General features: G+C 70.4%; 20 protein-coding genes. 10 read left to right on the top strand and 10 right to left on the bottom strand.

The window, feature by feature from the left end; genetic code table 11:
• Nucleotides 1-8: 8 nt before the first annotated feature.
• Nucleotides 9-971, bottom strand: coding sequence for an alpha/beta hydrolase (locus B0675_RS37780; RefSeq protein ID WP_081224294.1), 963 nt, complete (start codon nucleotides 969-971; stop codon nucleotides 9-11).
• 418 nt (nucleotides 972-1,389) lie between these two features.
• Between B0675_RS37780 and B0675_RS41660 the strand changes: the two genes are divergently transcribed.
• Complete coding sequence (locus tag B0675_RS41660) at nucleotides 1,390-1,872, top strand: hypothetical protein (RefSeq protein WP_081224293.1); 483 nt, start codon at nucleotides 1,390-1,392, stop codon at nucleotides 1,870-1,872.
• A gap of 41 nt (nucleotides 1,873-1,913) precedes the next feature.
• Here the strand turns inward: B0675_RS41660 and B0675_RS37770 are convergent, their stop codons facing one another.
• Entirely contained in the window at nucleotides 1,914-2,546 is a 633-nt protein-coding gene (locus B0675_RS37770; RefSeq protein ID WP_241540159.1) for a TetR/AcrR family transcriptional regulator, read from the bottom strand.
• A gap of 144 nt (nucleotides 2,547-2,690) precedes the next feature.
• Between B0675_RS37770 and B0675_RS37765 the strand changes: the two genes are divergently transcribed.
• A complete protein-coding gene (locus tag B0675_RS37765) occupies nucleotides 2,691-3,440 on the top strand; it encodes an SDR family oxidoreductase (protein ID WP_179165551.1) in 750 nt (249 codons plus the stop codon).
• 33 nt (nucleotides 3,441-3,473) lie between these two features.
• Here the strand turns inward: B0675_RS37765 and B0675_RS37760 are convergent, their stop codons facing one another.
• The 4 genes from B0675_RS37760 to B0675_RS37745 all read right to left on the bottom strand — a co-directional run bounded on the left by B0675_RS37760 (nucleotide 3,474) and on the right by B0675_RS37745 (nucleotide 6,777).
• A complete protein-coding gene (locus tag B0675_RS37760; protein WP_143661154.1) occupies nucleotides 3,474-3,800 on the bottom strand; it encodes an N-acetyltransferase in 327 nt (108 codons plus the stop codon).
• Between the two features lie 77 nt (nucleotides 3,801-3,877).
• Nucleotides 3,878-5,041 carry an acyltransferase family protein gene (locus tag B0675_RS37755; RefSeq protein ID WP_241540157.1) on the bottom strand — a complete coding sequence of 388 codons (1,164 nt, stop codon included), beginning with the start codon at nucleotides 5,039-5,041 and terminating at the stop codon, nucleotides 3,878-3,880.
• 253 nt (nucleotides 5,042-5,294) lie between these two features.
• Nucleotides 5,295-5,912 carry a VOC family protein gene (locus B0675_RS37750; RefSeq protein ID WP_081224290.1) on the bottom strand — a complete coding sequence of 206 codons (618 nt, stop codon included), beginning with the start codon at nucleotides 5,910-5,912 and terminating at the stop codon, nucleotides 5,295-5,297.
• A gap of 106 nt (nucleotides 5,913-6,018) precedes the next feature.
• Complete coding sequence (locus B0675_RS37745) at nucleotides 6,019-6,777, bottom strand: SDR family oxidoreductase (protein WP_081224289.1); 759 nt, start codon at nucleotides 6,775-6,777, stop codon at nucleotides 6,019-6,021.
• Between the two features lie 422 nt (nucleotides 6,778-7,199).
• On the opposite strand from B0675_RS37745, the gene B0675_RS37740 reads away from it, so the two are divergent.
• Both B0675_RS37740 and B0675_RS37735 read left to right on the top strand, forming a co-directional pair.
• On the top strand, nucleotides 7,200-7,802 hold the full coding sequence (locus B0675_RS37740; protein ID WP_081224288.1) for a GPP34 family phosphoprotein: 603 nt from the start codon (nucleotides 7,200-7,202) through the stop codon (nucleotides 7,800-7,802).
• Between the two features lie 90 nt (nucleotides 7,803-7,892).
• Nucleotides 7,893-8,729: an endonuclease/exonuclease/phosphatase family protein gene (locus tag B0675_RS37735; RefSeq protein WP_241540154.1), complete on the top strand. Its 837-nt coding sequence runs from the start codon at nucleotides 7,893-7,895 to the stop codon at nucleotides 8,727-8,729.
• Nucleotides 8,730-8,789: 60 nt separating this feature from the next.
• On the opposite strand, the gene B0675_RS37730 is transcribed toward B0675_RS37735, so the two are convergent.
• On the bottom strand, nucleotides 8,790-9,953 hold the full coding sequence (locus B0675_RS37730) for an NAD(P)/FAD-dependent oxidoreductase (RefSeq protein WP_081224287.1): 1,164 nt from the start codon (nucleotides 9,951-9,953) through the stop codon (nucleotides 8,790-8,792).
• 111 nt (nucleotides 9,954-10,064) lie between these two features.
• Here B0675_RS37730 and B0675_RS37725 point away from each other — a divergent pair, with 111 nt between their 5' ends.
• On the top strand, nucleotides 10,065-10,754 hold the full coding sequence (locus B0675_RS37725) for a TetR/AcrR family transcriptional regulator C-terminal domain-containing protein (RefSeq protein WP_179165550.1): 690 nt from the start codon (nucleotides 10,065-10,067) through the stop codon (nucleotides 10,752-10,754).
• Nucleotides 10,755-10,797: 43 nt separating this feature from the next.
• On the opposite strand, the gene B0675_RS37720 is transcribed toward B0675_RS37725, so the two are convergent.
• Nucleotides 10,798-11,154, bottom strand: a complete 357-nt coding sequence (locus B0675_RS37720; RefSeq protein WP_081224285.1) for an STAS domain-containing protein — start codon at nucleotides 11,152-11,154, stop codon at nucleotides 10,798-10,800.
• A 397-nt stretch (nucleotides 11,155-11,551) separates the two neighbouring features.
• Between B0675_RS37720 and B0675_RS37715 the strand changes: the two genes are divergently transcribed.
• The 3 genes from B0675_RS37715 to B0675_RS37705 all read left to right on the top strand — a co-directional run bounded on the left by B0675_RS37715 (nucleotide 11,552) and on the right by B0675_RS37705 (nucleotide 17,371).
• On the top strand, nucleotides 11,552-15,721 hold the full coding sequence (locus tag B0675_RS37715; RefSeq protein WP_081224284.1) for a SpoIIE family protein phosphatase: 4,170 nt from the start codon (nucleotides 11,552-11,554) through the stop codon (nucleotides 15,719-15,721).
• Nucleotides 15,721-16,008 carry an STAS domain-containing protein gene (locus B0675_RS37710; protein ID WP_081224283.1) on the top strand — a complete coding sequence of 96 codons (288 nt, stop codon included), beginning with the start codon at nucleotides 15,721-15,723 and terminating at the stop codon, nucleotides 16,006-16,008. The genes B0675_RS37715 and B0675_RS37710 overlap by 1 nt, the downstream gene beginning before the upstream one ends.
• Before the next feature lie 205 nt (nucleotides 16,009-16,213).
• Entirely contained in the window at nucleotides 16,214-17,371 is a 1,158-nt protein-coding gene (locus B0675_RS37705; RefSeq protein WP_081224282.1) for a N(5)-(carboxyethyl)ornithine synthase, read from the top strand.
• 69 nt (nucleotides 17,372-17,440) lie between these two features.
• Here the strand turns inward: B0675_RS37705 and B0675_RS37700 are convergent, their stop codons facing one another.
• Together B0675_RS37700 and B0675_RS37695 are read right to left on the bottom strand one after the other, a co-directional pair.
• Nucleotides 17,441-19,633 (bottom strand): MMPL family transporter, encoded by a 2,193-nt coding sequence (locus tag B0675_RS37700; protein WP_081224281.1) that lies wholly within the window; start codon nucleotides 19,631-19,633, stop codon nucleotides 17,441-17,443.
• A gap of 234 nt (nucleotides 19,634-19,867) precedes the next feature.
• A complete protein-coding gene (locus tag B0675_RS37695; protein WP_206602754.1) occupies nucleotides 19,868-20,956 on the bottom strand; it encodes a MerR family transcriptional regulator in 1,089 nt (362 codons plus the stop codon).
• Between the two features lie 265 nt (nucleotides 20,957-21,221).
• On the opposite strand from B0675_RS37695, the gene B0675_RS37690 reads away from it, so the two are divergent.
• Together B0675_RS37690 and B0675_RS37685 are read left to right on the top strand one after the other, a co-directional pair.
• Entirely contained in the window at nucleotides 21,222-22,844 is a 1,623-nt protein-coding gene (locus tag B0675_RS37690; protein ID WP_081224279.1) for a hypothetical protein, read from the top strand.
• A 65-nt stretch (nucleotides 22,845-22,909) separates the two neighbouring features.
• A complete protein-coding gene (locus tag B0675_RS37685; protein WP_081224278.1) occupies nucleotides 22,910-24,361 on the top strand; it encodes an amidase in 1,452 nt (483 codons plus the stop codon).
• Nucleotides 24,362-24,445 lie beyond the last annotated feature (84 nt).

Here is a 24,445-nt window from a genome sequence, read left to right as displayed (position 1 = left end):
CGTGGGTCTCAGACGGTCTTGAGGGCCGAGCGCAGCGTGCCGATGGCCTGCGTGATGGCCGCCTCGGCGGCGTGGGTCTCGCGCAGGGCGTCGAGCATCACGAAGTCGTGGATGATGCCCTGGTAGCGGACGGCCGTGACCGGGACGCCGGCCTCACGGAGCTTGTTGGCGTACGCCTCGCCCTCGTCGCGCAGGACGTCGGCCTCGCCGGTGATGACGAGGGCCGGAGGCAGGCCGGTGAGCTGCTCGGTCGTGGCGCGCAGCGGGGAGGCGGTGATCTCGGCACGCTGGTTCTCGTCGGTCGTGTACTGGTCCCAGAACCACTGCATGCCGTCGCGCCGCAGGAAGTAGCCCGTCGCGAACTGGTGGTACGAACCCGTCTCGAAGTCGGCGTCCGTGACCGGGTAGAACAGGACCTGCGCCACGAGCGGGACGTCGCCCCGTTCCTTCGCCATCAGGGTCAGCGCGGCGGTCATGTTGCCGCCCACGGAGTCCCCGGCCACCGCGATCCGCGAGGCGTCCAGACCCTTGGCCGCGCCCTGGCCGACGATCCAGCGGGCGACGGTGTAGTTCTGCTCGATGGCGACCGGGTAGCGGGCCTCGGGGGAGAGGTCGTACTCCGGGAAGACCACCGCGGCGCGGGCACCGACGGCCAGTTCGCGCACGAGGCGGTCGTGGGTGTGGGCGTTGCCGAACACCCATCCGGCACCGTGGATGTAGAGGATCACGGGAAGGGTGTCCGTCGCGCCGGCGGGTTTGACGATGCGGACGCGCACGCTTCCCGTCGGGCCGCCGGAGACGGTGATCCACTCCTCGTCGACGGCAGGCTTCGCGATGTCGCCTCCCTGCACCTCGTCGACGGCCTTGCGGCCCTCGGCGGGAGCCAGGTCGAAGAGGTAGGGCGGCCGGGCGGTCGCCTCGGCGAAGGCGGCAGCCGCGGGTTCCAGCACCGGCGTGATGTCGTCGGCCATGAGAGTCTCCAGGAGTCTTGCTCACACACCGGTCCGTCCGGCGTGACGACGGCGAGCTTCCGAGCCAGAGGCCGTCCGTGCCGTCACCCGTCACGCTAGATCCGTCAGGCGGCTCCCGCTTGACCGTGCAGGCAACGGCACTTGACCCAGGGTGCACGGACACGTGAAGGCGGCGGATCCGGGCCCGAGCAGAGCGCGGCGACGCCGGCACCGGCACTACGGGGCGGTGGGGCCGGACGTCGGCACCGGCAGTACGGCGCGGTGCGGCCGGACGTCGCCGGACGGAGGGCCCGTCTCCTCGTCCCGCTGCCGACGCCTCATGTCCCCGTCGGCGGCAGCCGTATGCGAGAGGGGCTGCGTTGTCTCGGGTTTGTCCGAAGAACCACGGCATCGGCGTCGTCGGTGCCATGTTCCCGGCATGGTAGGGACGACACTCGCGCCGCTCATCGGCGTTCTGCTCGGCGGGCTGGTCTCGTGGGTGGCCCAGCACGCGTTGGGACGTGCGTCGGAGCGGGCCGAGACACGCAGAAGTCTTCGCGAACGAGCCGAGGCGCGTCGGAGCGAGCGCCTGACCCAGCTCATCGACTTCTTGCGCACGGTGCAGGAGGGGGAGCGGGTCGCCGTGGATCGCCATCACCACGGGATCGCGGACGAGCAGTGGCAGGCGCGGGCGAGGCAGACCATCGACAGGATGTGGGTCGCGCAGAAGACGATCCACATGCTGTGCGCACCCGAGGTGAACGAGGCCGCGCGGCGGCTGGCGTTCGCCGTCCAGGACGTGATCAGGGACGGGCCCGGTGATTCCGGTGTTCCCGGGGAACCCCGGGACGAGCAGGTCTGGGCCGCCATCCGGCCGAGCCGGCGGACGTTCCTGGACGTGGTGCGCGACCACTTGAGCTGAGAGCGTCCCGCGGAGTCTGCCGCGAGGGCGGTGGCCCGCGACTACGGCGCCGGCTCGGAAGGGGCCGGGGCGACGCCCTGGAAGAGGTTGGCGATCAGCTGATCGACGAACTCCGTGGTCAGCGGTTGCGCCGGCATCAGCAACCGGTGGTACACGGCGCCCCAGAGCTGGTCGACGATCGTTTCCAGGTCGACCCCGTCGCGGATCTGACCGGCCTGCCGGGCCAGCGTGAGGCGTTCGACGGCGAGGGCGCGACGTTGTGTGACGTAGTGCGTCGAGAGCGCCTCCGCCAGGTCGGGGTCTCCCTGGGCGGCTCCGACGATCCCGGCGATGACGGAACCCTTGCGGTCGAGGAGATCGACGAAACTGCGCAGCTGCGTCCGCAGATCACGTCTGATGTCGCCCGTGTCGGGAAAGGCGAGGGTCTCCTTGAACGTGGTGAAGTAGGCGTCGAAGGCCAGGGCCCCCGGGGAGGGCCACCACTTGTAGAGCGTCATCTTGCTGACACCCGCACGGGCTGCGACCTTCGAGAAGGTGAGCGCGTGCACGCCCTCGGCGAGCAGGAGCTCGGCCGCCGTGGTCAGCGTGGCGCGGCGGACGTCCTCCGCGCGGCGGCGCCCGCGGCCCGGCTTGAGGATGCCGGTTCCGGGTCCCTCGGTGTCTCCGCCCTCCACGGCTCCTCCTCGTCGAGATCGGCCGACCGGGGTGGCGCGGCATCCGTCGACCACTATATGGACCCGCCGGCCACATGTATATGGACCACTTGTCTACATCCTGCTAATGTACTAACCGTCCACAAAAGACAGAGGGAGATCAGCATGACCACGACTGAGCAGTCCGCCGCCCGTGTGGCGATCGTGACCGGAGGTTCGGGCGGCATCGGCAGCGCCGTCGCGCAGGCGCTGGCCGCGGACGGCATGTCCGTGGTCGTGCACTACTCCGGCCGGGCCGAACGCGCCGACGAAGTCGTGACGTCGATCCGGAAGGCGGGCGGCGAGGCCGTCGCCGTGTCCGGCGACGTCGCGGACGAAACGGCGATGGCTGCCCTGTACGACACCGCCGAGGAGCGCTTCGGCGGAGTCGACGTGGTGGTCAACACCGCCGGGATCATGGTCCTGGCCCCGCTGGCCGAGATGGATCTCGACGCCTTCGACCGGATGCACCGGGTCAACGTCCGCGGCACGTTCGTCGTGTCCCAGCTCGCGGCCCGCCGGCTGCGCCCCGGCGGAGCGCTGGTGAACTTCTCCACGTCCGTCACCCGGCTCCAGCAGCCGACGTACGCCGCCTACGCGGCCACCAAGGGCGCGGTCGAGGCGATGACCCTGATCCTCGCCCGCGAACTGCGGGGACGGGATGTCACCGTCAACGCCGTCGCTCCCGGGCCGACCGCCACCCCGCTCTTCCTCGAAGGCAAGAGCCCCGAGCTGGTCGAGCGGATCGCCGCCGTCTCTCCGCTGGAGCGGCTCGGCACGCCGGAGGACATCGCGCAGGCGGTCGCGTTCCTGGCGGGTCCGGGCGGTCGGTGGGTCAACGGCCAGGTCCTGTTCTCCAACGGCGGCGCCGCCTGACCACCCGGCTCACGCCCGCGGCGCGTCGGCGGCCTACGCGCGGTGGTGGGTGAGCAGTCCGCGCAGGAGTCCCGGCCGGTGCGCGGCGAGCATGTGCGGGCATCCCGCGCCACCCGCGGAGAACGCCAGGCCCGTCTCCTCCCGCATGGCCGCGAAGAAGCGACGGCCCTCGGACGTCTGCCGTGACGTGGACCAGGCGTAGCCCATGGACGGCCCCAGAGCCGTGTGCACGGCCCGTCTGCCGACGCCCTGGCCCTGCCAGTGGGCCGCGACGACGATGCTCTCCACATGACCCAGCCGGCAGCAGTGGCAGATCTGGAAGTCCAGCCGTCCAGCCGCCCGTCCCTCGCCGTCCCGCATGACGACGGCCTGAAGGCCCGCCGGTGTTGACGCGGCGAGGCGCTCGAAATGAAGCGCGGGCCCTCTGGCCGGGCCGGTCACCCCGACCGCCGGGCCCTGGCGACATCGACGGCGTCCTGCCGGAAAGCCCACCGCATCTTCGGCTCCATGACGAAGCGGAATGTCCGCTGTACGGGCGGGGTGCACAGCAGCGTCATCACCGCGGCGGCGACGACGGTGACGGCGATCTCGCCGAGCGGCCGGTGGATCCAGGCGTGGTCGTACCAGTCCCAGAAGCGGGAGCCCTTGGCGAGGAAGCCGTGCAGCAGATAGCCGTACAGCGTCCCGGCGCCGAGCACGGTGAACCACGTCGTGCGCCGCGGAACCCAGGCGAAGAAGCAGGCGACGAGCACCACGGAGCAGGCGAAGAGGGCGAACGTCATGGCGGCACCGGTCCAGCCGGGTGCGCCCAGTTCCTGTGCGCTGTCCCGACGGTAGAACCAGGCCGCGTTCATCCGCGGCGCCGCCCAGTAGGCGACGGCCAGCGCGCTCGCGAAGACGGGCACGGACAGGATGCGCGCCTCGCGGCGGCGGACCAGGTGGAAGTGCTCCGGCTTCAGGCAGAGACCGAGGACGAAGAAGGGCAGGAACTGCAGGACACGTTGCAGGTCGAGGTCGTCGCCGATGTCGGGGGAGGCCGCCGCGAGCGCCGCGACGGCGAGCGCGAGGGGCAGGGCGCGGCGCATGACCCTCCACACCGGAGTGGTGAGCCGCCAGATGAGCAGGGCGCCCAGGAACCATGTCAGGTACCAGGGGTCCAGCAGGCTGATCGCGAAGCCCGGGTCGTCGTCCGCCCACCGTTTGAACAGCGAGTACGCCACCTCGAACACCACGTACGGAACGGCAACGCCGGTCACCAGACGCCTGATCCGGTTCGGACGCGCGTCGAAGTTTCGCGAGAAGTAGCCGGAGACGATGATGAACGCGGGCATGTGGAACGTGTAGACCGTGATGTACAGCGCCGCTGCCGCCCGGCTGTCACCGCGCAGCGGCTCCCAGGCGTGACCCATGGCGACCAGCACGATCGCCAGGTACTTCGCGTTGTCGAAGAAGGCCTCGCGCTGCGCTGTCCGCTTCGGCCGGGCGTCCTCGCCGGACGGACCTCGGGGCCCTCCGTCGCCGGCTGTCCGCTGAGGACCGTCTTCGTGCGGACGACCGACGCGGGCTTCCTCCTGGCTCGAGCGCTGCAGCGTCTCCCTCACGAGCACCCCCTCGTCGGAACCCCTCGGATGTCTCAGCGGGTTGCCCGAATCGCGCGAGTCATGCCGGCGCGGCACCCCGGAGGCACCGTAGCCACCCCGGAGCGTCCCGTGGTCCGAATCACCGCACTCGCCACACGAACGGAGGCGACGATCCCGATGGACCCACCCCGTGCGGGCGTCCTTCAGGATCGTCGCCTCCGACGCGGTCGGTTCCGTCCCCGCAACCGGCGTTGGGCGCACCGCCGTTACGGGCTCAGGTGGGCGGCTCCGTCCCGGCCTGCTCGCTCACCATGTACCGCGCGTACCAGTCCGGCCAGTCCGGGTCCTCCGCGCCGGTGCGTGCCTCGTGCTCTCCGTGCGCGGCTGCGGCACGCCGCAGCGAGCTCGCCAGGTCGTCGGCCGAGGAGAACGCGGTGGTGGCGGGATCCAGCCGGCCCGGAAGCCGTGTGGTGATCTCCTGGAGAAGCCAGCCGTTGCCGTCCGGGTCGCTGAACGACAGGAAGGATCCGTAACTGCCGCGTTCGGGAGCGGGGCCGGGAACCCGGGCGTCGGTGCCGCCGTGGTGGAAGACGCCCCCGGCGTCGTGGAACACCTCGCCCGGGTCGGCGCCGCCCTTTCGCAGCTCTTCGCGGGCCGTCTCGATGTCGTCGACGATGAGATGCAGCCCGCGCGCGGAACCTGGGGCCTGCTCGGTGACCGACGTACCGAAGATGACCGAGGCCGGAGAGCCCGGCGGGGTCATCTGGACCACCCGGAAGTCCTCGCCGGTCGGGACGTCCGCGTCGAGCCGCCAGCCCAGCCCCGTGTAGAAGTCCTTGGCACGGTCGACGTCGGAGACCGGCACCACGACGACCTCGAGTTTCATGTCCATCGTTCGTTCCTCTCGTCTCGGCCCCGAGGGGCGACACGGACGACGACCTGCTTCCCGGACGGCGCCGGGGCGCGCTCCACTCCGGCCCCGACCCGGGCCATGGATGTCAGTGCGCCACGAGCTGCTGGCCGCCGTCGATGTCGTAGGTGGCCCCGGTGAGTGCGCCGTTGACCATGATGTGCAGGGCGAGGGCGGCGACATCCTCGGGTCCGACCACGCGTCCGATCGGCAATGTCTTCCGCAACTCCTCGCGCCGGGCGTCGAGTTGGTCGCCCAGGAGAGAGGCGGACAGGGGCGTGTCCACGAATCCGGCCGCGATGAGGTTGACCCGGACCGGGGCGATCTCCAGCGCCAGGTTGGCGGTCAGTGCCGGGAGCGCGGCGGTGACGGCGCCCGTCACGGCCATCCCGAGTGCGGGGCGCCTGCCGCCGGTGCCGCCGATGAACAACAGCGTTCCTCCTGGCCTGACCTTCTCCCGGCTCGCGCGCGCCACCGCGAGAACCATCGCGATTCGCCCGCCGAAGTCGGATCCGGCCTCGGCCAGGTCGAGTTCGGCGATTGGCGTGTACGACGGGCTGCCCGCCGTGACCAGCACATGGTCGACCTGTCCGGGGAGCTCCTGGATGAAGCGCTCCAGGCGTTCGACGTCATGGGCGTCGAACGCGGCGGTGCTCAGGGGGTTCAGCTGCTCGGCCGCACGCTCGAGGCGTCCGGGGTCCCGCGCCACCAGGACCAGGTCGCCGCCCTCCGCACGTACCTGGCGGGCGGTCTCCAGTCCGATGCCCGCGCTGCCTCCGACCACCACGACCGTCTGCCCGGCGAGCCGGCCACGCGCGCCGTCGGCTTCTCCATCGATCCCACTCACAAGGGGTCACCACTCTCAGGACGCGGAATTCGTGCGGGTCCCCCACGGCGCCACGCGTCGGCGTCGGGCCAGCCGGAATGCGGGCGATGCGCGGGCCATACGCCGCTCCACTCGACCGGCTGTGCGGCCGACCGGATTTTCAGTCTGTCACTCGTTCGACCGGACGGCATCCGCTCCGCGCCCCGGCACGGCAGGGCATGGCCACGCCCGCCGGTGGACGCGCGACGACGGCTCGACCGCAAGGGAGAACAGGACGGGATGCAGGTGCGGGGCACGCTGCGTAAAATGGGGGCGGATCTGCCCGGACTTGCTTGTGGAGAGCGCCGGTTGCACCCGCAGCCGAACCGACGTCCCGCGTCCGGAGTGGTGCCCGTGTCCGTCAACGGCGTTCCGTTGCCGACGCATTGGACGGGAGACTGCCCATGAGCATGCCGCGGGACCTCCTGATCGTCGCTCTCGATGTCGAGGGGAACCGGCCGGTGCGATCGGGTGAGGTGTCCCTCGCGCTCGCCGGGGCCGAACTGCTCGCTCTTCCGGAGAGCCGGGCGATTCGGCTGGAGGGCGACCGGATAGTGCCGGGTGACCTGACCGCGCCGACAGACCCGCTCTTGAAGGATGCCGCGGCCTCCGTGGTCGTGACCGAACCGTACGAGTCGGTCGACGACTGGCTGTGGCGCAGGGGAGAGGGCCTTGCTGCGACGTACCGGGCCGCCTTCGAGTCGGAGGGCCTGGTTCGGAAACAGGGCAGACGACCCTTCCGCGGCGGACACACCGTCCTCGTCGACTCGATTCCCCGTCGGCAGGCGGCGGAGCACTGGTCCGCCGCGGAGCCGGTGCTCCGCACCCTCGCCGAAGGGATAGGGATCACCGGCGAGACAGCCGGAGAGGCCCCGGTGATCGAGGACGACGCCGCGGAGACGGTGCTGGCCGGCGTCAGCGGCGCACTTCAGGAACTGGAGGCCGAAAGGCAGCGTCGCAGCATCGAGGGAGCGGCGTTCGACAACATCTGGCGCAGCCCGGAGTGACCGGTTGCTCTCGGGCAGGAGCGGCACACCTCTTATCCTCGTCTGAAGAGGACGCCCGCGAAGGGGCTGTCCGCCGTGAGGGGGCCGCCGGTGGCGAAAGGGCGCACGCAGCTGATCGCGGGTGCCGTGATCGTGGCGTGTCTGGTGCTCATCGGCCCCACCGCGCCCAGTAGTTCTCCCTTCGTCAGGTCGGGGGCCGTGGACGCCGCCGTCGACGTCGTCCCGAACCGCGTCATGACCTGGAACCTCTGCAACCCCTGTAAGGGGAGCAACGTCGACCGGGCGTCGGAGATCGCCTCGTACGCCCCCCAGGTCGTCGGCCTGCAAGAGGCGTGTGTGGGGGACGTCGAGAGGATCGTGGACTACCTGGAGGACCTGTACGGACTGACCTACCAGGTCGAGTTCGGTTCCGTCCTTCACAAGTGGGGCCGCTGCGGTGGAGCGCCCTGGAGCCCGGGAGGCTACGGCCAGGCGATTCTCTCGGCGGCACCCATGCGGGATCTCGTGACGGCGGAGTATCCCGACGGCGGGTCCGAGGACCGCGGGTACATGGCGGTCACCACCACGGTGGACGGCCGGCCGCTGCGGGTCTTCAACACGCACTTCGCCGAGCGACGACAGGAGACGGTCCGAGCGGGACAGGCACGCGTCCTCGCCGCGGAAGTCGCGCGGCACGACCGTGCCGTCGTCCTCGGTGACTTCAACGCCGTTCCCGATGCTCCCGAACTCGCCCCGATGTGGGCCTTGGCCGTGGACGTGGACCCGCGATGCGGTCCCTCGTCCACGGGCGACTGCGAGCCGACGACCGACTGGCGGAGCACGTTCGACTACGTCTTCCTGCGGGGCCTCGTGCCGACCGGACACGCCGTGCGTCCGTCGTCGTACTCGGACCACCACGTGCTGTACGGCGAGCTGGACGCGTCCTGAGCGCGTCGGCCTGAGGCGCTTGCGCGGGAAGGACTGGGAGGACTGGGGGACTGGGACAGGTCAGCCCTGCTCTCGCGTACCGTCCCCGCCCTGGGGAACGCCGTTGAAGAGGTCGATGAGTCCGAACGGCGCGCGGCCGCCGAGGCAGAGGTCCAGGATCTCGTGGGCGTCGGCGTAGAAGGGCTCGGTGCGGGCGAACAGGGCCGTCTCGTAGGCCGCGAGAGCCGCTTCGAGGTCGTCGCCGTGCGCGGCGATCGCCTTGGCGAGTTCGGCGCCGTCGAACATCGCCAGGTTCGCGCCGTCGCCCGACGGCGGCATCAGGTGTGCCGCGTCGCCGAGAAGCGTCACCCCGGGCACACGGTCCCACCGGTGCCCGTCCGGGAGGGTGTGGATCATGCGCGCGACCGGCGTGGTCTCACCGTCGGTGATCAGTGCCCTGAGTTCCGGTGCCCAGCCGTCGAACTCGGCCGCCACCCGGGCGGTCGCGGCGGACGCGTCGGTGAAGTCGACGCCGGCGATCCAGTCGGCGGGGCGGGTCAGCTGCACGTACGTGTGCAGGATGTCTCCCGCCTCGCGGTGCGCGACGATCCCCTTGCCCGGGGTCAGCGCGTACATGGCGCCGACACCGACCGCCTCGGCCGCCGCACGGTGCTTCCGGTCGACGTCGTGGAGATAGGTGTCGATGAACGTCGTGCCGATGTACCGGGGTGTGGCGTCGGACAGCAGGGGGCGGACCTTCGACCAGGCGCCGTCGGCACCGACGAGCAGGCCGCTGGTCACGGTCGTGCCGTCGGTGAAGGTCAGCTCGTGCCGGCCGTCGCCGAGGGAGCGGACGGCGCCGACCTTGCGTCCCCACTGGTCGGTCCGGTCCGGCAGTGAGTCGAGGAGGATCCCGCGCAGGTCTCCGCGCAGCACCTCGGGGCGCCGCGCCATGCCGTCGTCGGGCTCGTCGTGGAGCAGCTTTCCGTCCTGGTCGAGCACGCGCAGCGCCTCGGCGCCCTCGTGGATGATCGCGCGGAACGCGTCGGTGAGGCCGGCGTCGGCCAGCGCGCGCTGCCCGTCGTCCTCGTGGATGTCGAGCTGGCCGCCCTGGGTGCGGGACGCGGCCGAGGGGTCCGCCTCGAAGACGGTCGCGGGGATGCCGTGGACGTGCAGGACCCGGGCGAGGGTCAGGCCCCCGAGGCCGGCGCCCACGATGGCGATGGGGTGGTGGGTGGTGGTCATGGCTTCCTCGTTCCCGTGCCACGACGGCACTGGGCGCTCGCCGGGCACATTATGGATCGGTGTTCCATAACCAATATGGAACACCGATCCAGGGTGTGTCAAAATGTGTTCATGCCGCGCACACGAGGAAGAGCACCCGACGGGAAGGGGCGCCCCGACGCCCTGTCGCAAGAGATCATCGTCGGCGCGGCCGTCGCACTGCTCGACCAGCACGGGGAGCGGGGACTGACCTTCCGGCTGCTGGCCAAGCAGCTCGACACCGGAACCGGCGCCCTGTACTGGCATGTGGCGAACAAGGACGAACTCGTCGCCCTCGCCGCGGATCAGGTCCTCGGCCACGCCTTCGGCGCGGTCCCCCACACGGAGGGGGACGCGATCGACGGGCTGCGTACGCTCGCCGTCGCCGTCTTCGACGCCCTTGACCGGCACCCGTGGGCGGCGTCCCACGTCACCGCGCCGGCTACGCTGGAGAACGCCCTGCGACTGCTCGACCGCATCGGCGCGCTCGTGGCACGGACGGGACTGCCCGCCGAGCGGCAGTTCGCGGTCGCCACCGCGATCTCGTACTACATCACCGGCGTCAGCGCCGAGATCATCTCCCCGGGCGTCACCGTCGGCACGGCCACCGGCCGCGCCGCGTTCCTGACCCGGACCGCCGAACACTGGGCGGCGCTCGACCCCGCCGAGTACCCCTTCCTGACGGGCACGACCACGGACCTGCGCGGCCATGACGACCGCGACCAGTTCACTACGGGCCTCGATCTGCTGCTGGACGGCCTGAGCGCGACCGCGGACCGCTGACCGCGTGCGGGCAGCCGCGCTTCAGGCCCGCCGACAGCGCCCTTCAGGCGTGAAGGGCGTCGATCGCGTCCTCCACGGTGGGCTGGAACGTGAAGAGCTGATCGAGGCCCACGATGCGAAACAGGTGCATCAGGTCGGCGTTCATCCCCACCAGGAGAAGACGCGACGCCGCCTTGAGCGCGCGGTCGTAGGCACTGACGAACACCGTGAGCCCGGTGGAGTCGCAGTAGGTCAGCTCGGAGATCTCCATCAGCAGGGGGACGTCCGGGCTGAAGGGTGTCTCCGTGATGACCCGGGCGAGTTCCGGCGCGGTGTGGTGGTCGAGTTCACCGGCTACGGTCAGCACCGTGGCGCCGTCGGCGTGGGTGTGTCGAGTGACGGTCAGAGTGCGGTCGTTCACCGGTTCTCCTGGGCGGGTGGGGGTGTGTGGCCGGTCAGGACGGACAGGGCGAGCGGTGCGATGTCGTCCTGTTCCTGTTCCCGGATCGGTGAAGAGTCTGTGCACCGTGGCCGGCAGACCGCCGTCTCCTCGCGTGGCACGGTCCGACAGGTACGAGGCCGTGATGGGTGTGCGGGGAGCCGTCATGGCGCGTCCCTCCCCTCCCCGTTGGCCGCGACTGTTGGCGCCAGGCGCGGCTGTCCCATCCTAATGAGCCCGTCAACGAGCTTTCCCCGGGTGGCCGTCGGTCGGGTGGATTCTCCTCGTTATGGTGTCCACTGCGCGCGGAGGCGACCGCACAATGGACACCGGCAGGCCGCCCCCGGGCATCGGCCTGTCGTGAACGAAGGGGTGGGCAGTGACGCGTTCCGAGGATCCCGTGCCGGAAACGGCGGCGGCCGGCGCCGGTGTGTTCGCCGCGGACGCGGCGGTCGGCCAGGACCTGGCGCTGGTGGACTGGGTGGGGAGCACCCCGCTCGGTGACCCGGAGAGCTGGCCGCAGAGCCTGAAGACCGCCGTGAGCATCCTGTTGTCGTCGAAGTTCTCGATGTGGATGGCCTGGGGGCCGGAACTCACGTTCTTCTGCAACGACGCGTACCGGCGCGACACCCTGGGCCGGAAGTACCCGTGGGCTCTGGGACGGCCGGCGAGTGAGGTCTGGGCGGAGATCTGGGACGACATCGGCCCGCGTATCCACACCGTCCTCGCCACCGGCGAGGCGACCTGGGACCAGGCGCTGCTGCTCTTCGTCGAACGCTCGGGGTACCCGGAGGAGAGCTACCACACCTTCTCCTACAGCCCGCTGCGCGACGACGCCGACCAGGTCGTCGGGATGCTCTGCGTGGTCAGCGAGGAGACCGAGCGGGTCATCGGCGAACGACGGATGGCCACGCTCCGCGACCTCGGCTCCGACCCGAGTGTGGTGCGTACCGAGCAGGAGATGCTCGACTTCGCCCGTCGGCAACTGCGCCTCAACCCGCACGATCTGCCCTTCACGCTGACCTACCTCTTCCAGGACGACGGCAGCGCCGCCCTCGCCGCGGTCACCGGGGTCGAGAGGGCGCACCCCGCCGCCGTGGAGGTTCTGCCGCCGGGCTCCGAGACCGTGTGGCCGACGGCCGCCGCGGCCCTCGGAGAGTCGGTGCTCGTCCCCTTGGACGGGGCCCCCTTCGCGGATCTGCCGGCGGGGGAGTGGCCTCAACCGCCCGTCCAGGCCCTGGTCGTGCCGCTGAAGCAGCAGGGCGGCTCCCCGTACGGATTCATGGTCGTCGGTCTGAATCGTTACCGGGCCCTCGACGACGGGTACCGCGGCTTCGTCGAACTCGTCGCCGGCCATGTCGCCACCGGAGTCGCCAGCGCCCGCAGCTACCAGGCGCAGCAGCGGCGCGCGGAGGAACTCGCGGAGCTGGACCGCGCGAAGACGACGTTCTTCTCCAACATCAGCCACGAGTTCCGTACACCGTTGACCCTCATCATGGGGCCCGTGGACGAGCTGCGCGACAAGCTCGCGGACGCGGACGCGGGCGTGCGTGAGGAACTCGACGTCATCCACCGCAACGGTCTGCGCCTGGGCAAGTTGGTGAACACGCTGCTGGACTTCTCCCGCATCGAGGCCGGCCGGATGCAGGCGCGCTACGAGCCGGTGGACCTGGCCGCCGTCACCGGTGAACTCGCCAGCGTGTTCCGTTCCGCCGTCGACAGGGCGGGCCTGGAATTCCAGGTCGACTGCGCCCCGCTGCCCGAACCGGTCTTCGTCGACCGGGCCATGTGGGAGAAGGTCGTCCTCAACCTGCTCAGCAACGCGCTGAAGTTCACCTTCGAGGGCTCGATACGCGTCGCCGTGGGTGCAGAGGACGGCAGGGCCGTGGTGACGGTCGACGACACCGGCATCGGTGTGGCCGCGGCGGAGATGCCCCGGCTGTTCGAGCGTTTCCACCGGATCGAGAACGCCCGTTCCCGCTCCAACGAAGGCAGTGGCATCGGCCTGGCCCTGGTGAAGGAACTCGTCGGACTGCACGGCGGCGACATCGCCGCCGCGTCCGCCGAGGGACGGGGCACCCGGTTCATCATCCGCCTGCCGTTCGGCTCCGCACACCTGCCGGACGAGGCGGTTCATCCGGAGCCGGCCACCGGCTCGGCCTCCACGGCGACCGACCCCTTCGTACAGGAGGCCCTGCGCTGGCTTCCCGGCGAACAGACCGGGACGACGCCCGTCGAGATCGCGAGCGCCGGTGACGGCGGCGCTGACGGTTCCGGGACCGGAGCCGCGTTCCCCGCGCACGTCCTGGTCGCCGACGACAACGCCGACATGCGCGAATACCTCAACCGACTGCTGCGCGGCGCCGGGTATGAGGTCAGCACGGTCGACGACGGCCGGCAGGCCCTGGCGGCGATACGGACGAAGGCCTTCGACCTGGTCGTCAGCGATGTGATGATGCCCCACCTGGACGGTCTCGCCCTGGTCGCGGCACTGCGCTCCGACCCGCGCACCGCCTCCCTCCCGGTCCTGCTGCTGTCCGCGCGGGCCGGACAGGAAGCGTCCATCGAGGGACTCCAGGCCGGAGCCGACGACTACCTCGTGAAACCGTTCGCGGCCGCCGAACTCCTCGCCCGGGTGCGCGCGAACATCGAACTGGCACGGCTGCGCAGCCACCACGCCCGCTGGCGCACCGCACTGGTGGACTCCCTCCAGGAGGCCTTCTTCGTCTGCGACGAGGAAGGCGCCGTCATCGAGATCAACGCGGCGTTCACCGACATCCTCGGCTACGGGCCCGAAGGCCTGCCATACCGGCCGGTCCACCCCTGGTGGCCCGACGCCACCACCGACTCCGCGGCGTATCAGCAGGTCAGCGAGGCCTTCGCGCTGCTGCTCGGCAACACCAAGGGCTCCTACACCATCCCCATCACCCACCGGGACGGACGCCGGCTGTGGGCCACGGCCACCTTCAACCAGGTCGACGATCCCGACACCGGCCGACGCGTCACCGTCGGCACCTTCCGCGACGTCACCGCCGAGCACTACGCCATCCAGCGTGAAAGCGCCCTGGCAGCACTGGGCACCTGCCTGTCCCGGGCCACCAGCCTCCCCGAGGCGCTGACCGGAGCACTGGACGAGCTCAAGAAGCTGTGGCGCGCCCGGTCCGTCGTGGCAGCGGTCTTCGACCACGGCGACGAACCCACGCTGACCTCGACGAGCGCGTCGCCCACCTGGCCGGGACTGCCCTCCGAAAGCCGTGAACGGCTCGACGCCCTGCGCCAGGGGCCGATTCTCACGCCGGTGGCCGACCGCACCGGGGCGGGGATACTCCTGGAGTTCCCCAACGGCCCCCTGGCGCTCTGGATCGACCTCGGCGACAACCGGCCCTTCACCGGAGAGGACCAACTGTTGCTGTCCCTCCTGGCCGGCCACCTCGCCCAAGGCCTGCAGAGGGCACACCAGATCGACCAGCAGCGTGAGACCGCCATCGCCCTGCAGCGCGCCATCCTCGGCCCGGCACGGCTCCCGGACGGATTCGCCGTCCGCTACGAGCCCGCCACACAGCCCCTGGAAGTGGGCGGCGACTGGTACGACACGGTCACCCTGCCCGACGGGCGGATCGGCATCGTCGTCGGGGACTGCGTCGGCCGGGGGCTCGAAGCCGCCAGCGTCATGGGCCAACTGCGCAGCGCCTGCCGGGCCCTGATGCTCCAGGACGCCAGTCCCGCCCGGACGCTGATGGCCCTGGACCAGTTCGCCGCCGGCGTTCCGGGCGCGGCCTGCACCACCGTCTTCTGCGGCGTCCTCGACACCGACACCGGGCAGCTGACGTACTCCAGTGCCGGCCACCCGCCCGGCATCCTGGTCCATCCCGAGGGCACCACCCGCCTCCTCGAGGACGGACGCTCGCTGCCCCTGGCGGTCCGCCCCGGCAAGGAGCGGCCGGAGGGCGCCTGCGCCATACCGGCCCGGTCCACTCTGCTGCTGTACACCGACGGACTCGTCGAACGGCGTCGCCGTCCGCTCAGCGTGGGCATCGACGAGGCCAGCGAAGCCCTCCAGGACGGCCGGGGGACCGCGGTCGACGAGCTCGCCACCGACGTCATGTCCCGCCTTGCTCCCGTCGACGGCTACGACGACGACGTCGCCCTGCTGCTCTACCGCCATCCCGCCCCGCTGGAGATGTCCTTCCCCGCGGAGTCCTCCCAGCTCGCCCCCGTCCGCAAGACACTCCGCAGCTGGCTCGACCAGTGCGATCTGCCGCCGAGCACCGTGCAGAACGTCCTGGTCGCAGCGGGCGAGGCGTGTGCGAACGCCATCGAACACGGGCACCGTGACGCCCCCGGTGACGCCATCCACATCCGAGCCGAGGCGTTCGTCGACAACCTGCACCTGACCATCGCCGACACCGGTCGGTGGAAAGCGCCGCAGCCGGAGCTCAACACCCATCGCGGCCGCGGAATGCGGCTCATGCGTGCCCTGATGCAACAGGTGACCATCACCCCCGGCCCGTCCGGCACCACCGTCGACATGCACACGAGGATCGCCTGATGACCACTTCCCTGACCCTCACCCGCGGGCGACGGGCCGACGGCACCGCGCTGCTGACCGCCGTCGGCGAGATCGACATGAGCAACACAGAGGAACTGGCCGACGCCCTCACGGACATGACCGGACCTCTCGTGCTCGACCTCACGGGTGTCGAATACCTCGACAGCGCCGGACTCAGCGTGCTCTTCCCCCACGCCGAACGCCTCGAACTGGTCACCAACCCGCTCCTCGAACCCGTCCTGACCATCTCGGGCCTCACCGACCTGACCACCGTCCACACCAGGTAGCCGCACGGGGCGCGGCCGGGCGCGCCGTCCGGTGAGGGGCGCCCGGACCTCGGCGGACGACGGCCACAGGCGTGGGGCGGCGCCTGGACGGGAGTACGGTGGCGGTACCGAGCGCACCTCGCACGCCGTCATCCGTTTCGGCGTCGCCCTCGGGGAACGGCAATGGCCGGAGCACTCGCGTCCGGTCGGAGAAGAGCCGCCCCACATGAGTCTGATGAGTCTCGGAGTACTCGCCTCCTCCCGCAAGGAGAACGAGTTCCGTCTGCCGCTGCACCCCCGCCACCTCGACCGGATCGCTCCGGACATACGAGAGAGGATCTACCTCGAACAGGGCTACGGCCAACGGTTCGGCGTCGCCGACGACGCCCTGCGACCACTCGTGGCGGGTCTGCGCACCCGTGAGCAACTGCTCGCCGAGTGTGACGTCCTGCTGCTGCCCAAGCCCATGCACGAGGATGTCGCCGAACTGCGCGAGGGCCAGGTGCTGTGGGGATGGCCGCACTGCGTCCAGGACGAGAAGATGACGCAGATCGGGATCGACCGACGGCTGACCTTCATCGCCTGGGAAGCCATGAACCACTGGACGTCCAAGGGCGCCTTCAGCGTCCACGTGTTCCACAAGAACAATGAACTCGCCGGCTACTGCTCGGTGCTGCACGCTCTCCAGCTCGGCGGCCTGACCGGCAGCTACGGGCGTCGGCTGCGCGCGGTGGTCATCAGCTTCGGCGCCACGGCACGCGGCGCGGTCACGGGCCTGGGCGCCATGGGCATCTCCGACGTCACGGTGCTCACGCAGCGTGCCGCCGCGGCGGTCGCTTCGCCGATGCCCTCGGTCGTGATGGGCCACTTCGCGGAGCGGGAGGACGATCCGTCACGGCTGGAGGCCGTCACCGCGAACGGGTCCGTGCCGCTGGCGGAGTACCTGGCCGGGTTCGACGTCATCGTCAACTGCGTCCTGCAGGACACCGACGCGCCCCTCATGTTCGTCACCGACGAGGAACTCGCGGTGTTCCGCCCGGAGACCTTCTTCATCGACGTGGCCTGCGACGAGGGGATGGGCTTCGCCTGGGCCCGCCCCACCACCTTCGGCGAACCCATGCACACGGTGGGGCCGGGCTGCCACTACTACGCGGTGGACCACAGTCCGTCGCACCTGTGGAACTCTGCCACCTGGGAGATCAGCGAGGCGCTGCTTCCCTATCTGCGCAAGGTCATGAGCGGTCCCGCCGGATGGGACGCGGACGTCACGCTGAGAAAGGCCATCGAGATCCGCGACGGGGTCGTCCAGAACCCGAAGATCCTCTCCTTCCAGCACCGGCCCGCCGAGTACCCCCACGCGCGCGAGGTCCCCGCGGTCCACTGAGCCGAGAGGGACGGTGGGCTGTTGCCGGGCCGGAGGTCGCCGGCCCGGCAGCAGCCGGTTCCACGGGTGCTACCCGCGCCGTCCCGAGGGATCGTCGGCGAGGACGTCCCGGTCCTCGTCGGCGAAGGGTCCGGGGCCGATGGGCTCCGTTCCGGTTCCGGTCGCCTCCTCCTGGGCCCGGTCCGCGTGCCCGGGCCACCATGCCGCGTGACCGATCAGGGCGGTGAGGCTCGGCGTGAAGAACATCGCCATCACGAAGGCGGCGATCGCGATACCGAACGAGACCGCGAATCCCATCTCCGTGAGCAGCGCGTTGCCCGCCAGCATCATCGTGGCGAAGGTCGCCGCGAGGATGAAGCCCGCCGCGGCCACGGTCGGCCCGGCGTGCCTCAGCGCCATGCCGGCCGCCTCCCGTGGATCCCTGCCTTCGCGGGCCTCCTCGCGGAGCCGGGCGATCATGAGGATGTTGTAGTCGGTGCCGATGGCGACCACGAACAGGTACATGATCACGGGCAGCATGAACATCAGGCCCGAGTGCCCCTGACCTTCCTGGAAGATCCACACGGTCGCACCGAGGGTCGCGCCGAACCCGAGACCCACCGAGGCCATCAGGTACAAGGGGGCGACCACGCTGCGGAGCAGGAGTCCCAGGATGATCATGATGAGGATCGCGGCGACGGGGAAGACTGTCCGGTAGTCGTGGTTGACCGCCGTGTCGATGTCCTTGTAGATGGAGGACATGCCACCGACGAGGGCTTCGGTGCCCTCGGGTGCGTCGGCATGGGCGACGTCCCGCACCCTGCCCACCGTGTCGATCGCCTGGTCCGTCGACGCCTCGTACTTGAGGGTGACCGTGAAGTCGGCGGTCGTGCCCGCCTTGTTCACCTGGGTCATGCTCGCGCTCGCGACGCCGTCCACGGCGCCGAGACTCTTCTCGTACGCGGGGAAGGCGGCCTTGTCCAGCGGCTTGCCGTCGGTGCTGGACAGGTAGACGTCGGTGGGTGCCGCGGCGCCCGCCGAGTACGCCTTCTGCATCTCGTCCTGGACGACCATGGACTCCTTGGTCTTGGGCATGGAGCCCGATGCCAGGTCGAACGTGGCGTTGTACCCGAACACGCCCAGGGACAGGGCGACCAGGACGAGCCCGGAGAGCGCGGCGGTCAGTGCCGGGCGGCGCTGCACGCCGCGGCCGAGGGCGGCGAACCGGGCGTTCTCCGGCTCCTGTTGCCAGGACTTCGAGGGCCAGAAGACCTTCGGTCCGATGAGCGACACCACGGCCGGGACCAGGGTCAGGCCCGCGACCAGGGTGACGGCGACGGAGATGGCGAGCGCCGGGCCCATCTGCTTGAGGAAGCCGAGCGTGGACAGCACCAGTGCCAGGAAGGCGATGATGACGGCGCCGGCCGCCGAGGCGATGGCCTCACCGACCCGGCCGACCGCGTTGATCATCGCCTCCTTCGACTCGTCCCCGGCCCGCAGGCGTTCGCGGTAACGGAACATCAGGAACAGGAAGTAGTCCGTGCCCACGCCGAACAGCACGACGATGAGGATCGAGGACACCGAGCTGTTGGCCTGGAGGTCGAAGAGCTTGGTGGCGTAGGCGATCAGCCCGTTGGCGATGGCGGCCACCACGCCGATCAGGATCAGGGGGAGAACCGCGAGAATCGGCGCCCTGAAGATGATCAGCATGGTCACCAGGATGATCAGGAAGGTACCGATCCCGATCAGGGCCTGGCCGCGCTTGGACGAATCCTGTTGGTCGAGAGCCTGCGCGGCGGAGCCGCCGAGCTTGACGTCGAGGTCCGTGCCCTTGGCCAGTTGCTTGACGTCGTCCCGCAACACCTTCGCCGCGTCGGCCTGTTTGGGCTGACCGGCGTTCTTGCTGTCCATCTGGACCAGGGTGAGGTCGTACCTGCCGTCCTTGGACGGCCGGCCGGGGACGACCTTCTGCACCTGGTCGATGTTCTTCTGGCCCAGTTCGGTGGTGATCCGGGCGACGTCCTTCTTGTCGGCGGCGGTGAGTCTGCCGCCGTCGGTGCGCTGGTACAGCGCGATCGCGGACGGGGTGAAGGCGCCGGGGAACGCCTTCGCCTGGAGATCCGCCGCTTTGATGGACTCGTAGCTCTTGGGGAGGAAACTGCTCTCGTCACTGTTCGAAGGCAGGCCCGGAGCCGAGGCGACGATCGCCACTGCCGCGATGAGCCATGCCACGATCGTCCAGACGGGATGTCGGACGACGGTGATCCCAATACGTCGAAACATGCGGGGGGTCCTCCTGGGCAGGAAGATCACCGCAGCCCGGGGAGCGGACCCCGGCATCGGCGACCCTGACCGGTTCTCCCATCGAGCCGGTCGAATGGTTGTCTTGGGCTCTGATCGTAGTGACCGCGCTCCTCGCTCGCTGCATCGGGCCGTGACCGGTGTGCCTTTCGTGTCCGTCGAGGACGGCGCGGTCGTGCGAAGGGCTCCTGCCCGGTGCTTTCGTTGCGTGGCGGATCAGGCCACGAGGAGGCGGAGGCCGAGTTCTGCCGCGTCGAGGGCGACGAGGTCGCGGTTGCGCTCGGCCCACCGGCCCGAGGAGAGGTCGTCGCGGAGTCCGTTCACCGCCCGTCGTTCCGCCTCCCGCCCGACCCGGGTCCATACCGACACCGCGCGGCGCACGGGTTCCTCCAAGTAGGCCTCGGGCCGCCGCCAGTGGGCCTCGAAGAAGCCGTCGGCGCAGTCCCACGGTACGAGCACCGGCTCCGCGCGGCCCCCGATGGCACGGGTCAGGTCGGCCAGCGAGGGCCAGTCGACGAGGAGGTCGGCGAACTCGGGCAGGTAGTCGCGGGTGAGCCAGAACCTCTCCCGGCGGCCGGTGTCACCGGCGTCGTACGTGAACACCACCACGCGGCGGGCCACGCGCCGCATCTCCCGCAGGCCGGCGATGGGGTCCCGCCAGTGATGCACGGTGCTGAAGGCCATCGCCGCGTCGAACGACTGGTCCTCGAACGGGAGGCTCTCCGCCGCCGCGGCCACACACGGCGCGGCGTCGGCGGGACGCTGCGACCGCATGACCGCCGACGGCTCCACCGCGACGACGTCGCGGTCGGGGGGCTCGTACGAGCCGGTCCCGGCGCCGACGTTCAGCACGGTGCGGGCGTCCCCGAGAGCGTCCCAGACCCGGGCGGCGATCCGCGGTTCGGTTCGCCGCGTCACCGGGTACGCGGACCCGATGGCGTCGTACAACTCCGCCCCGAACATGGTGAGTTGCTCCTCCGGTGTTGTCCTGATCCCCATCGCCCGCGCCTCCAGTTCCCGGTCGATCGCCGTCACCATCGCGGCAGCTCGGTCGCGCTGCTGTGCCAGCAGACCGCGCAGCCGGCGCAGGTGCGCGACCGCGTCGACGGCCGGGTCGTCGACCAGATCCGCGATCTCGCGCAGCCCGAAGCCCAGTCGCCGGTAGGCCAGCACCTCCCGCAGCCGCTGCACGTCACCCTCGGCGTAGGCCCGATACCCGGCCCCGGTCCGCGCCGACGGCCGTACGAGGCCGATCTCGTCATAGTGATGCAGCGTGCGGACGCTCACGCCGGCCAGCTCCGCCACCCGCCCCACCGTCAGATGCTCCTCCACCCCACCGACTGTGCGGCATGACGCCACGTGAGGGTCAACGCCTTTGCACGGGCCGGTTCTGGTGCACCGTCCTGTCGGTCGTGCACACGGACTCGTCGGTGAGGAAGGAGCCCGAGGCGGCGGGCAGTGGTGAAATCGCAACGATCCGGAGCGCAACCATCCCCTGGCGCGGTGAGTCCAGCCATCCGAACGACACGTGTGTGCGTTCCGGACGACGCGGGTGGGACGGGTGTGGGGCATGGGACGGATACGGCGATGGAGCCGGCTGACGGCACTGCTGGCCGGAGCGGCCGGACTCGGTGTGGCGGCGCTGCCGGCCACGGCGAACGCCGCCGACACGAAACTGACGATCGACGCTCAGGAGACGTACTACACCTACCAGTACGGCGAGGGCCCGCCCGGTGACGGTGATCTGTTCCGGCTCGACCTGAACCTGAGCGCCCCCGACGGCACCGAGCCGCTGGCCAAGAACGTCAAGCTGACCATCGACGCCACCGAACTGGAGGGCAAGGCCCTCATCACGGGCGACGGCGGCGCCTGCTCGCGCTCCGGGTATGTCTACACCTGCGCGTACACCTCGATCGACGGCCTGACCAGCGTCCAGCCCTTCTACATCAAGGGCGCCAAAGGCGTGAAGGCCGGCGCCTCCGGCGACATCCACTACACCGCGGTCTCCAGCAACGCGGGCACGGCCACCGCCACCACGCACGCCATCATCGGTGGCCCCGAACTGCTCACCCAGCGCGAGAAGAAGGTCACCGGCATCGCCCCCGGCGGAAACTTCGACATCACCCCGGCCATCGCCAACACCGGCCCGCTGGCCGCGCCCCGGGGCATCGGCGTGAAGCTGTTCGGCGAGGAGGGACTGAAGGTCGCCGAGCAGTACAGCAACTGCCGCTACCGGCCGATGCCGCAGCCCACCGCGTACTGCACCTTCGACACCCCGATCGAACCCGGGACGGCTTACGCGTTCGACAAGCCGTGGCACTTCACCGCGTCGGACGACCTGATGTACGCCACGATCAGCTACCTCACCTGGCCGCTCGGCAGCGGCAACCCGTGGCAGTACGACGACCCGGCGGACTACACCATCACCGGCAGCGGACCGGAACTGGGCCTCAAGCCCGTCCCCGCCTCCGGTTTCCCCGACTTCGGCGGCTTCGTCGAGGTGTCCACCGCGCAGCGGGCCGACTACCAGGCGCTCGGGGGCCAGGTGACCGGCAAGGTGGGTCGGACGGTGCCGGTGAACCTGGGCGTGAAGAACGGCGGCCCGGGCTCCATGAATCTGTACAGCCGTCCCGGCCAGGGCTCCGGCGTGTACCGCGTCACCCCGCCCGAGGGCACGGTGATCACCAAGATCCCCTTCCCCGGCGAGGACGACGACCACGCCTGCGGCGCGCCGATCAAGGGCACCCGCACATACGAGTGCCGGATCTCGGACACCTTCCCGGCCGGCGACACCGACCAACTCACCTTCTACGTACGCATCCAGAAGGCGGTCGCGCACCCCGAGCCGGGCTCGGTCGAGGTCATGGGCCGCACCGACTTCCCCAACCGCGACGATCAGCCGGGCAACGACTCCGCACCGGTCACCCTGAAGATCACCGGTGGCGGCCCGTCCGCCTCACCCTCCCCGTCGGCGTCGGCCTCTGCATCCTCCGGAACCGGATCCGGCACCGCGACGGGAGGGTCCGACTCGACATCCGGCGGAGCCGGCACGAGTGGCGGGTCGAGCGCCCAGAACGGTTCGATGGCCGCCACCGGTTCGGGCGGGCTGCTCTGGATCGAAGCCGCGGCGGCCGTGGCGCTGTGCACCGGAGCCGTGGGCGTCGCGGTGACACGCCGCCGGGCACGCCGATAGTTCCATCTCCGTTGCGCACAGCGGCATTTCGTGGCTCCGACGGGGGAAAGGTACGTTCCCGCGTCATGGACTGGAACCAACGGACAGCCGTGGAACTCGCGGCCGCTATGCGGGCCGGCGAAGTGACCTCGGAGGAACTGACCCACGCGGCGATCGCCCGTATCGAGCGGGACGACACGGAGATCAACGCGATCTGTGTGCGGGACTTCGACCGTGCACGGCTCGCCGCGCGCGCCGCCGACGAGGCACGCGCGCGCGGCGAGGACCGTCCGCTGCTCGGCATCCCGGTGACGGTCAAGGAGTGCTACGACATCGCGGGTCTGCCGACGACGTGGGGGATGCCGCAGTACAGGACCCACCTGCCGGTCGAGGACGCCGTGCAGGTGTCCCGGCTCAAAACCGCTGGGGCGGTGGTGCTCGGCAAGACCAACGTGCCCCTGGGACTGCAGGACCTGCAGACCTTCAACGAGATCCACGGCACCACCAACAACCCCTGGGATCAGGCTCGTACGCCGGGCGGATCGTCCGGCGGATCGGCGGCTGCCCTCGCCTCGGGATTCGGTGCGCTGTCCATCGGTTCGGACATCGGAGGTTCGTTGCGCACCCCGGCGCACTTCTGCGGTGTCTACGCGCACAAGCCGACCGTCGGGCTGGCGGCGACGCGCGGTATGGTCCCGCCGCCCGGACCGGCGCTGCCGGACGAACTCGACCTCGCTGTCGTGGGTCCGATGGCACGCTCCGCCCGGGATCTCGCTCTCCTGCTCGATGTCATGGCGGGACCGGATCCTCTGACGCGGGGTGTGGCCTACAGGGCGACGCTGCCGCCCGCGCGCCACGAACGGCTCGGCGACTTCCGGGTCCTGGTCCTCGACCGGCATCCTCTCCTTCCGACCGGATCGGCCGTGCGGGCGGGAGTGGAGCGGGTTGCCGATGTGCTCGTCGCGGCCGGCGCCCGCGTCGAACGGCACACTCCGCTGCTGCCCGATCTGACCGAGGCCGCCGTCCTCTACACGCAGTTGTTGTTCTCGGGCTCCGTGGCACGTTTTCCCGTCGAAGCGTACGAGCAGTTGAGGATCCGGGCCGCGCGACTGGGCGCGGACGACCGGAGTCTCGCCGCGGCGCGGTTGCGCGGCATGGTGCTCAGCCACCGCGACTGGATGGAGGTCAACGGCCGTCGTGAACTCCACCGCCTCGGCTGGCGGTTGTTCTTCGCCGAGTTCGACGCCGTCGTGTGTCCCATCACGCCCACTCCCGCCTTCCCGCACGACCAGGACCCCGATCTGTTGGGGCGCCGGATCGACATCGACGGCGTCGCGTACCCGTTTTTCGACCAGCTCGTCTGGGCCGGTCTCGCCACCATGCCGGGCCTGCCCGCCACCGCCGTACCGACGGGCCTGTCTCCCGACGGTCTGCCGGTGGGAGTTCAGCTCATCGGTCCGATGCTGGAGGACCGCACTCCCTTGCGTCTGGCGGAACTGCTCGAAGACACCATGGGTGGCTTCCAGGCACCGAAGTAGGGCCTGATGCCGGGTGTGTCCGCGTCCCTGTTCACGCGCCTGGCCACGGCGAACCCGGGGCACACCCGGCACCTGCCGGTCACC

Source organism: Streptomyces sp. M41(2017), assembly GCF_002078175.1.
GTDB lineage: Bacteria > Actinomycetota > Actinomycetes > Streptomycetales > Streptomycetaceae > Streptomyces.
The sequence above is the reverse complement of the archived record's forward strand: the minus strand, read 5'-3'. Positions and strand labels throughout refer to the sequence as shown.

What these genes read in the sequence shown, in the direction of transcription:
- B0675_RS37705 (WP_081224282.1), top strand. Translation starts at nt 16,214, where the DNA reads ATGAGTCTGATGAGTCTCGGAGTACTCGCCTCCTCCCGCAAGGAGAAC.
- B0675_RS37760 (WP_143661154.1), bottom strand. Translation starts at nt 3,800, where the DNA reads ATGCGGGACGGCGAGGGACGGGCGGCTGGACGGCTGGACTTCCAGATC.
- B0675_RS37730 (WP_081224287.1), bottom strand. Translation starts at nt 9,953, where the DNA reads ATGACCACCACCCACCACCCCATCGCCATCGTGGGCGCCGGCCTCGGG.
- B0675_RS37780 (WP_081224294.1), bottom strand. Translation starts at nt 971, where the DNA reads ATGGCCGACGACATCACGCCGGTGCTGGAACCCGCGGCTGCCGCCTTC.
- B0675_RS37700 (WP_081224281.1), bottom strand. Translation starts at nt 19,633, where the DNA reads ATGTTTCGACGTATTGGGATCACCGTCGTCCGACATCCCGTCTGGACG.
- B0675_RS37765 (WP_179165551.1), top strand. Translation starts at nt 2,691, where the DNA reads ATGACCACGACTGAGCAGTCCGCCGCCCGTGTGGCGATCGTGACCGGA.
- B0675_RS37725 (WP_179165550.1), top strand. Translation starts at nt 10,065, where the DNA reads ATGCCGCGCACACGAGGAAGAGCACCCGACGGGAAGGGGCGCCCCGAC.
- B0675_RS41660 (WP_081224293.1), top strand. Translation starts at nt 1,390, where the DNA reads ATGGTAGGGACGACACTCGCGCCGCTCATCGGCGTTCTGCTCGGCGGG.
- B0675_RS37710 (WP_081224283.1), top strand. Translation starts at nt 15,721, where the DNA reads ATGACCACTTCCCTGACCCTCACCCGCGGGCGACGGGCCGACGGCACC.
- B0675_RS37685 (WP_081224278.1), top strand. Translation starts at nt 22,910, where the DNA reads ATGGACTGGAACCAACGGACAGCCGTGGAACTCGCGGCCGCTATGCGG.
- B0675_RS37750 (WP_081224290.1), bottom strand. Translation starts at nt 5,912, where the DNA reads ATGGACATGAAACTCGAGGTCGTCGTGGTGCCGGTCTCCGACGTCGAC.
- B0675_RS37740 (WP_081224288.1), top strand. Translation starts at nt 7,200, where the DNA reads ATGAGCATGCCGCGGGACCTCCTGATCGTCGCTCTCGATGTCGAGGGG.
- B0675_RS37690 (WP_081224279.1), top strand. Translation starts at nt 21,222, where the DNA reads ATGGGACGGATACGGCGATGGAGCCGGCTGACGGCACTGCTGGCCGGA.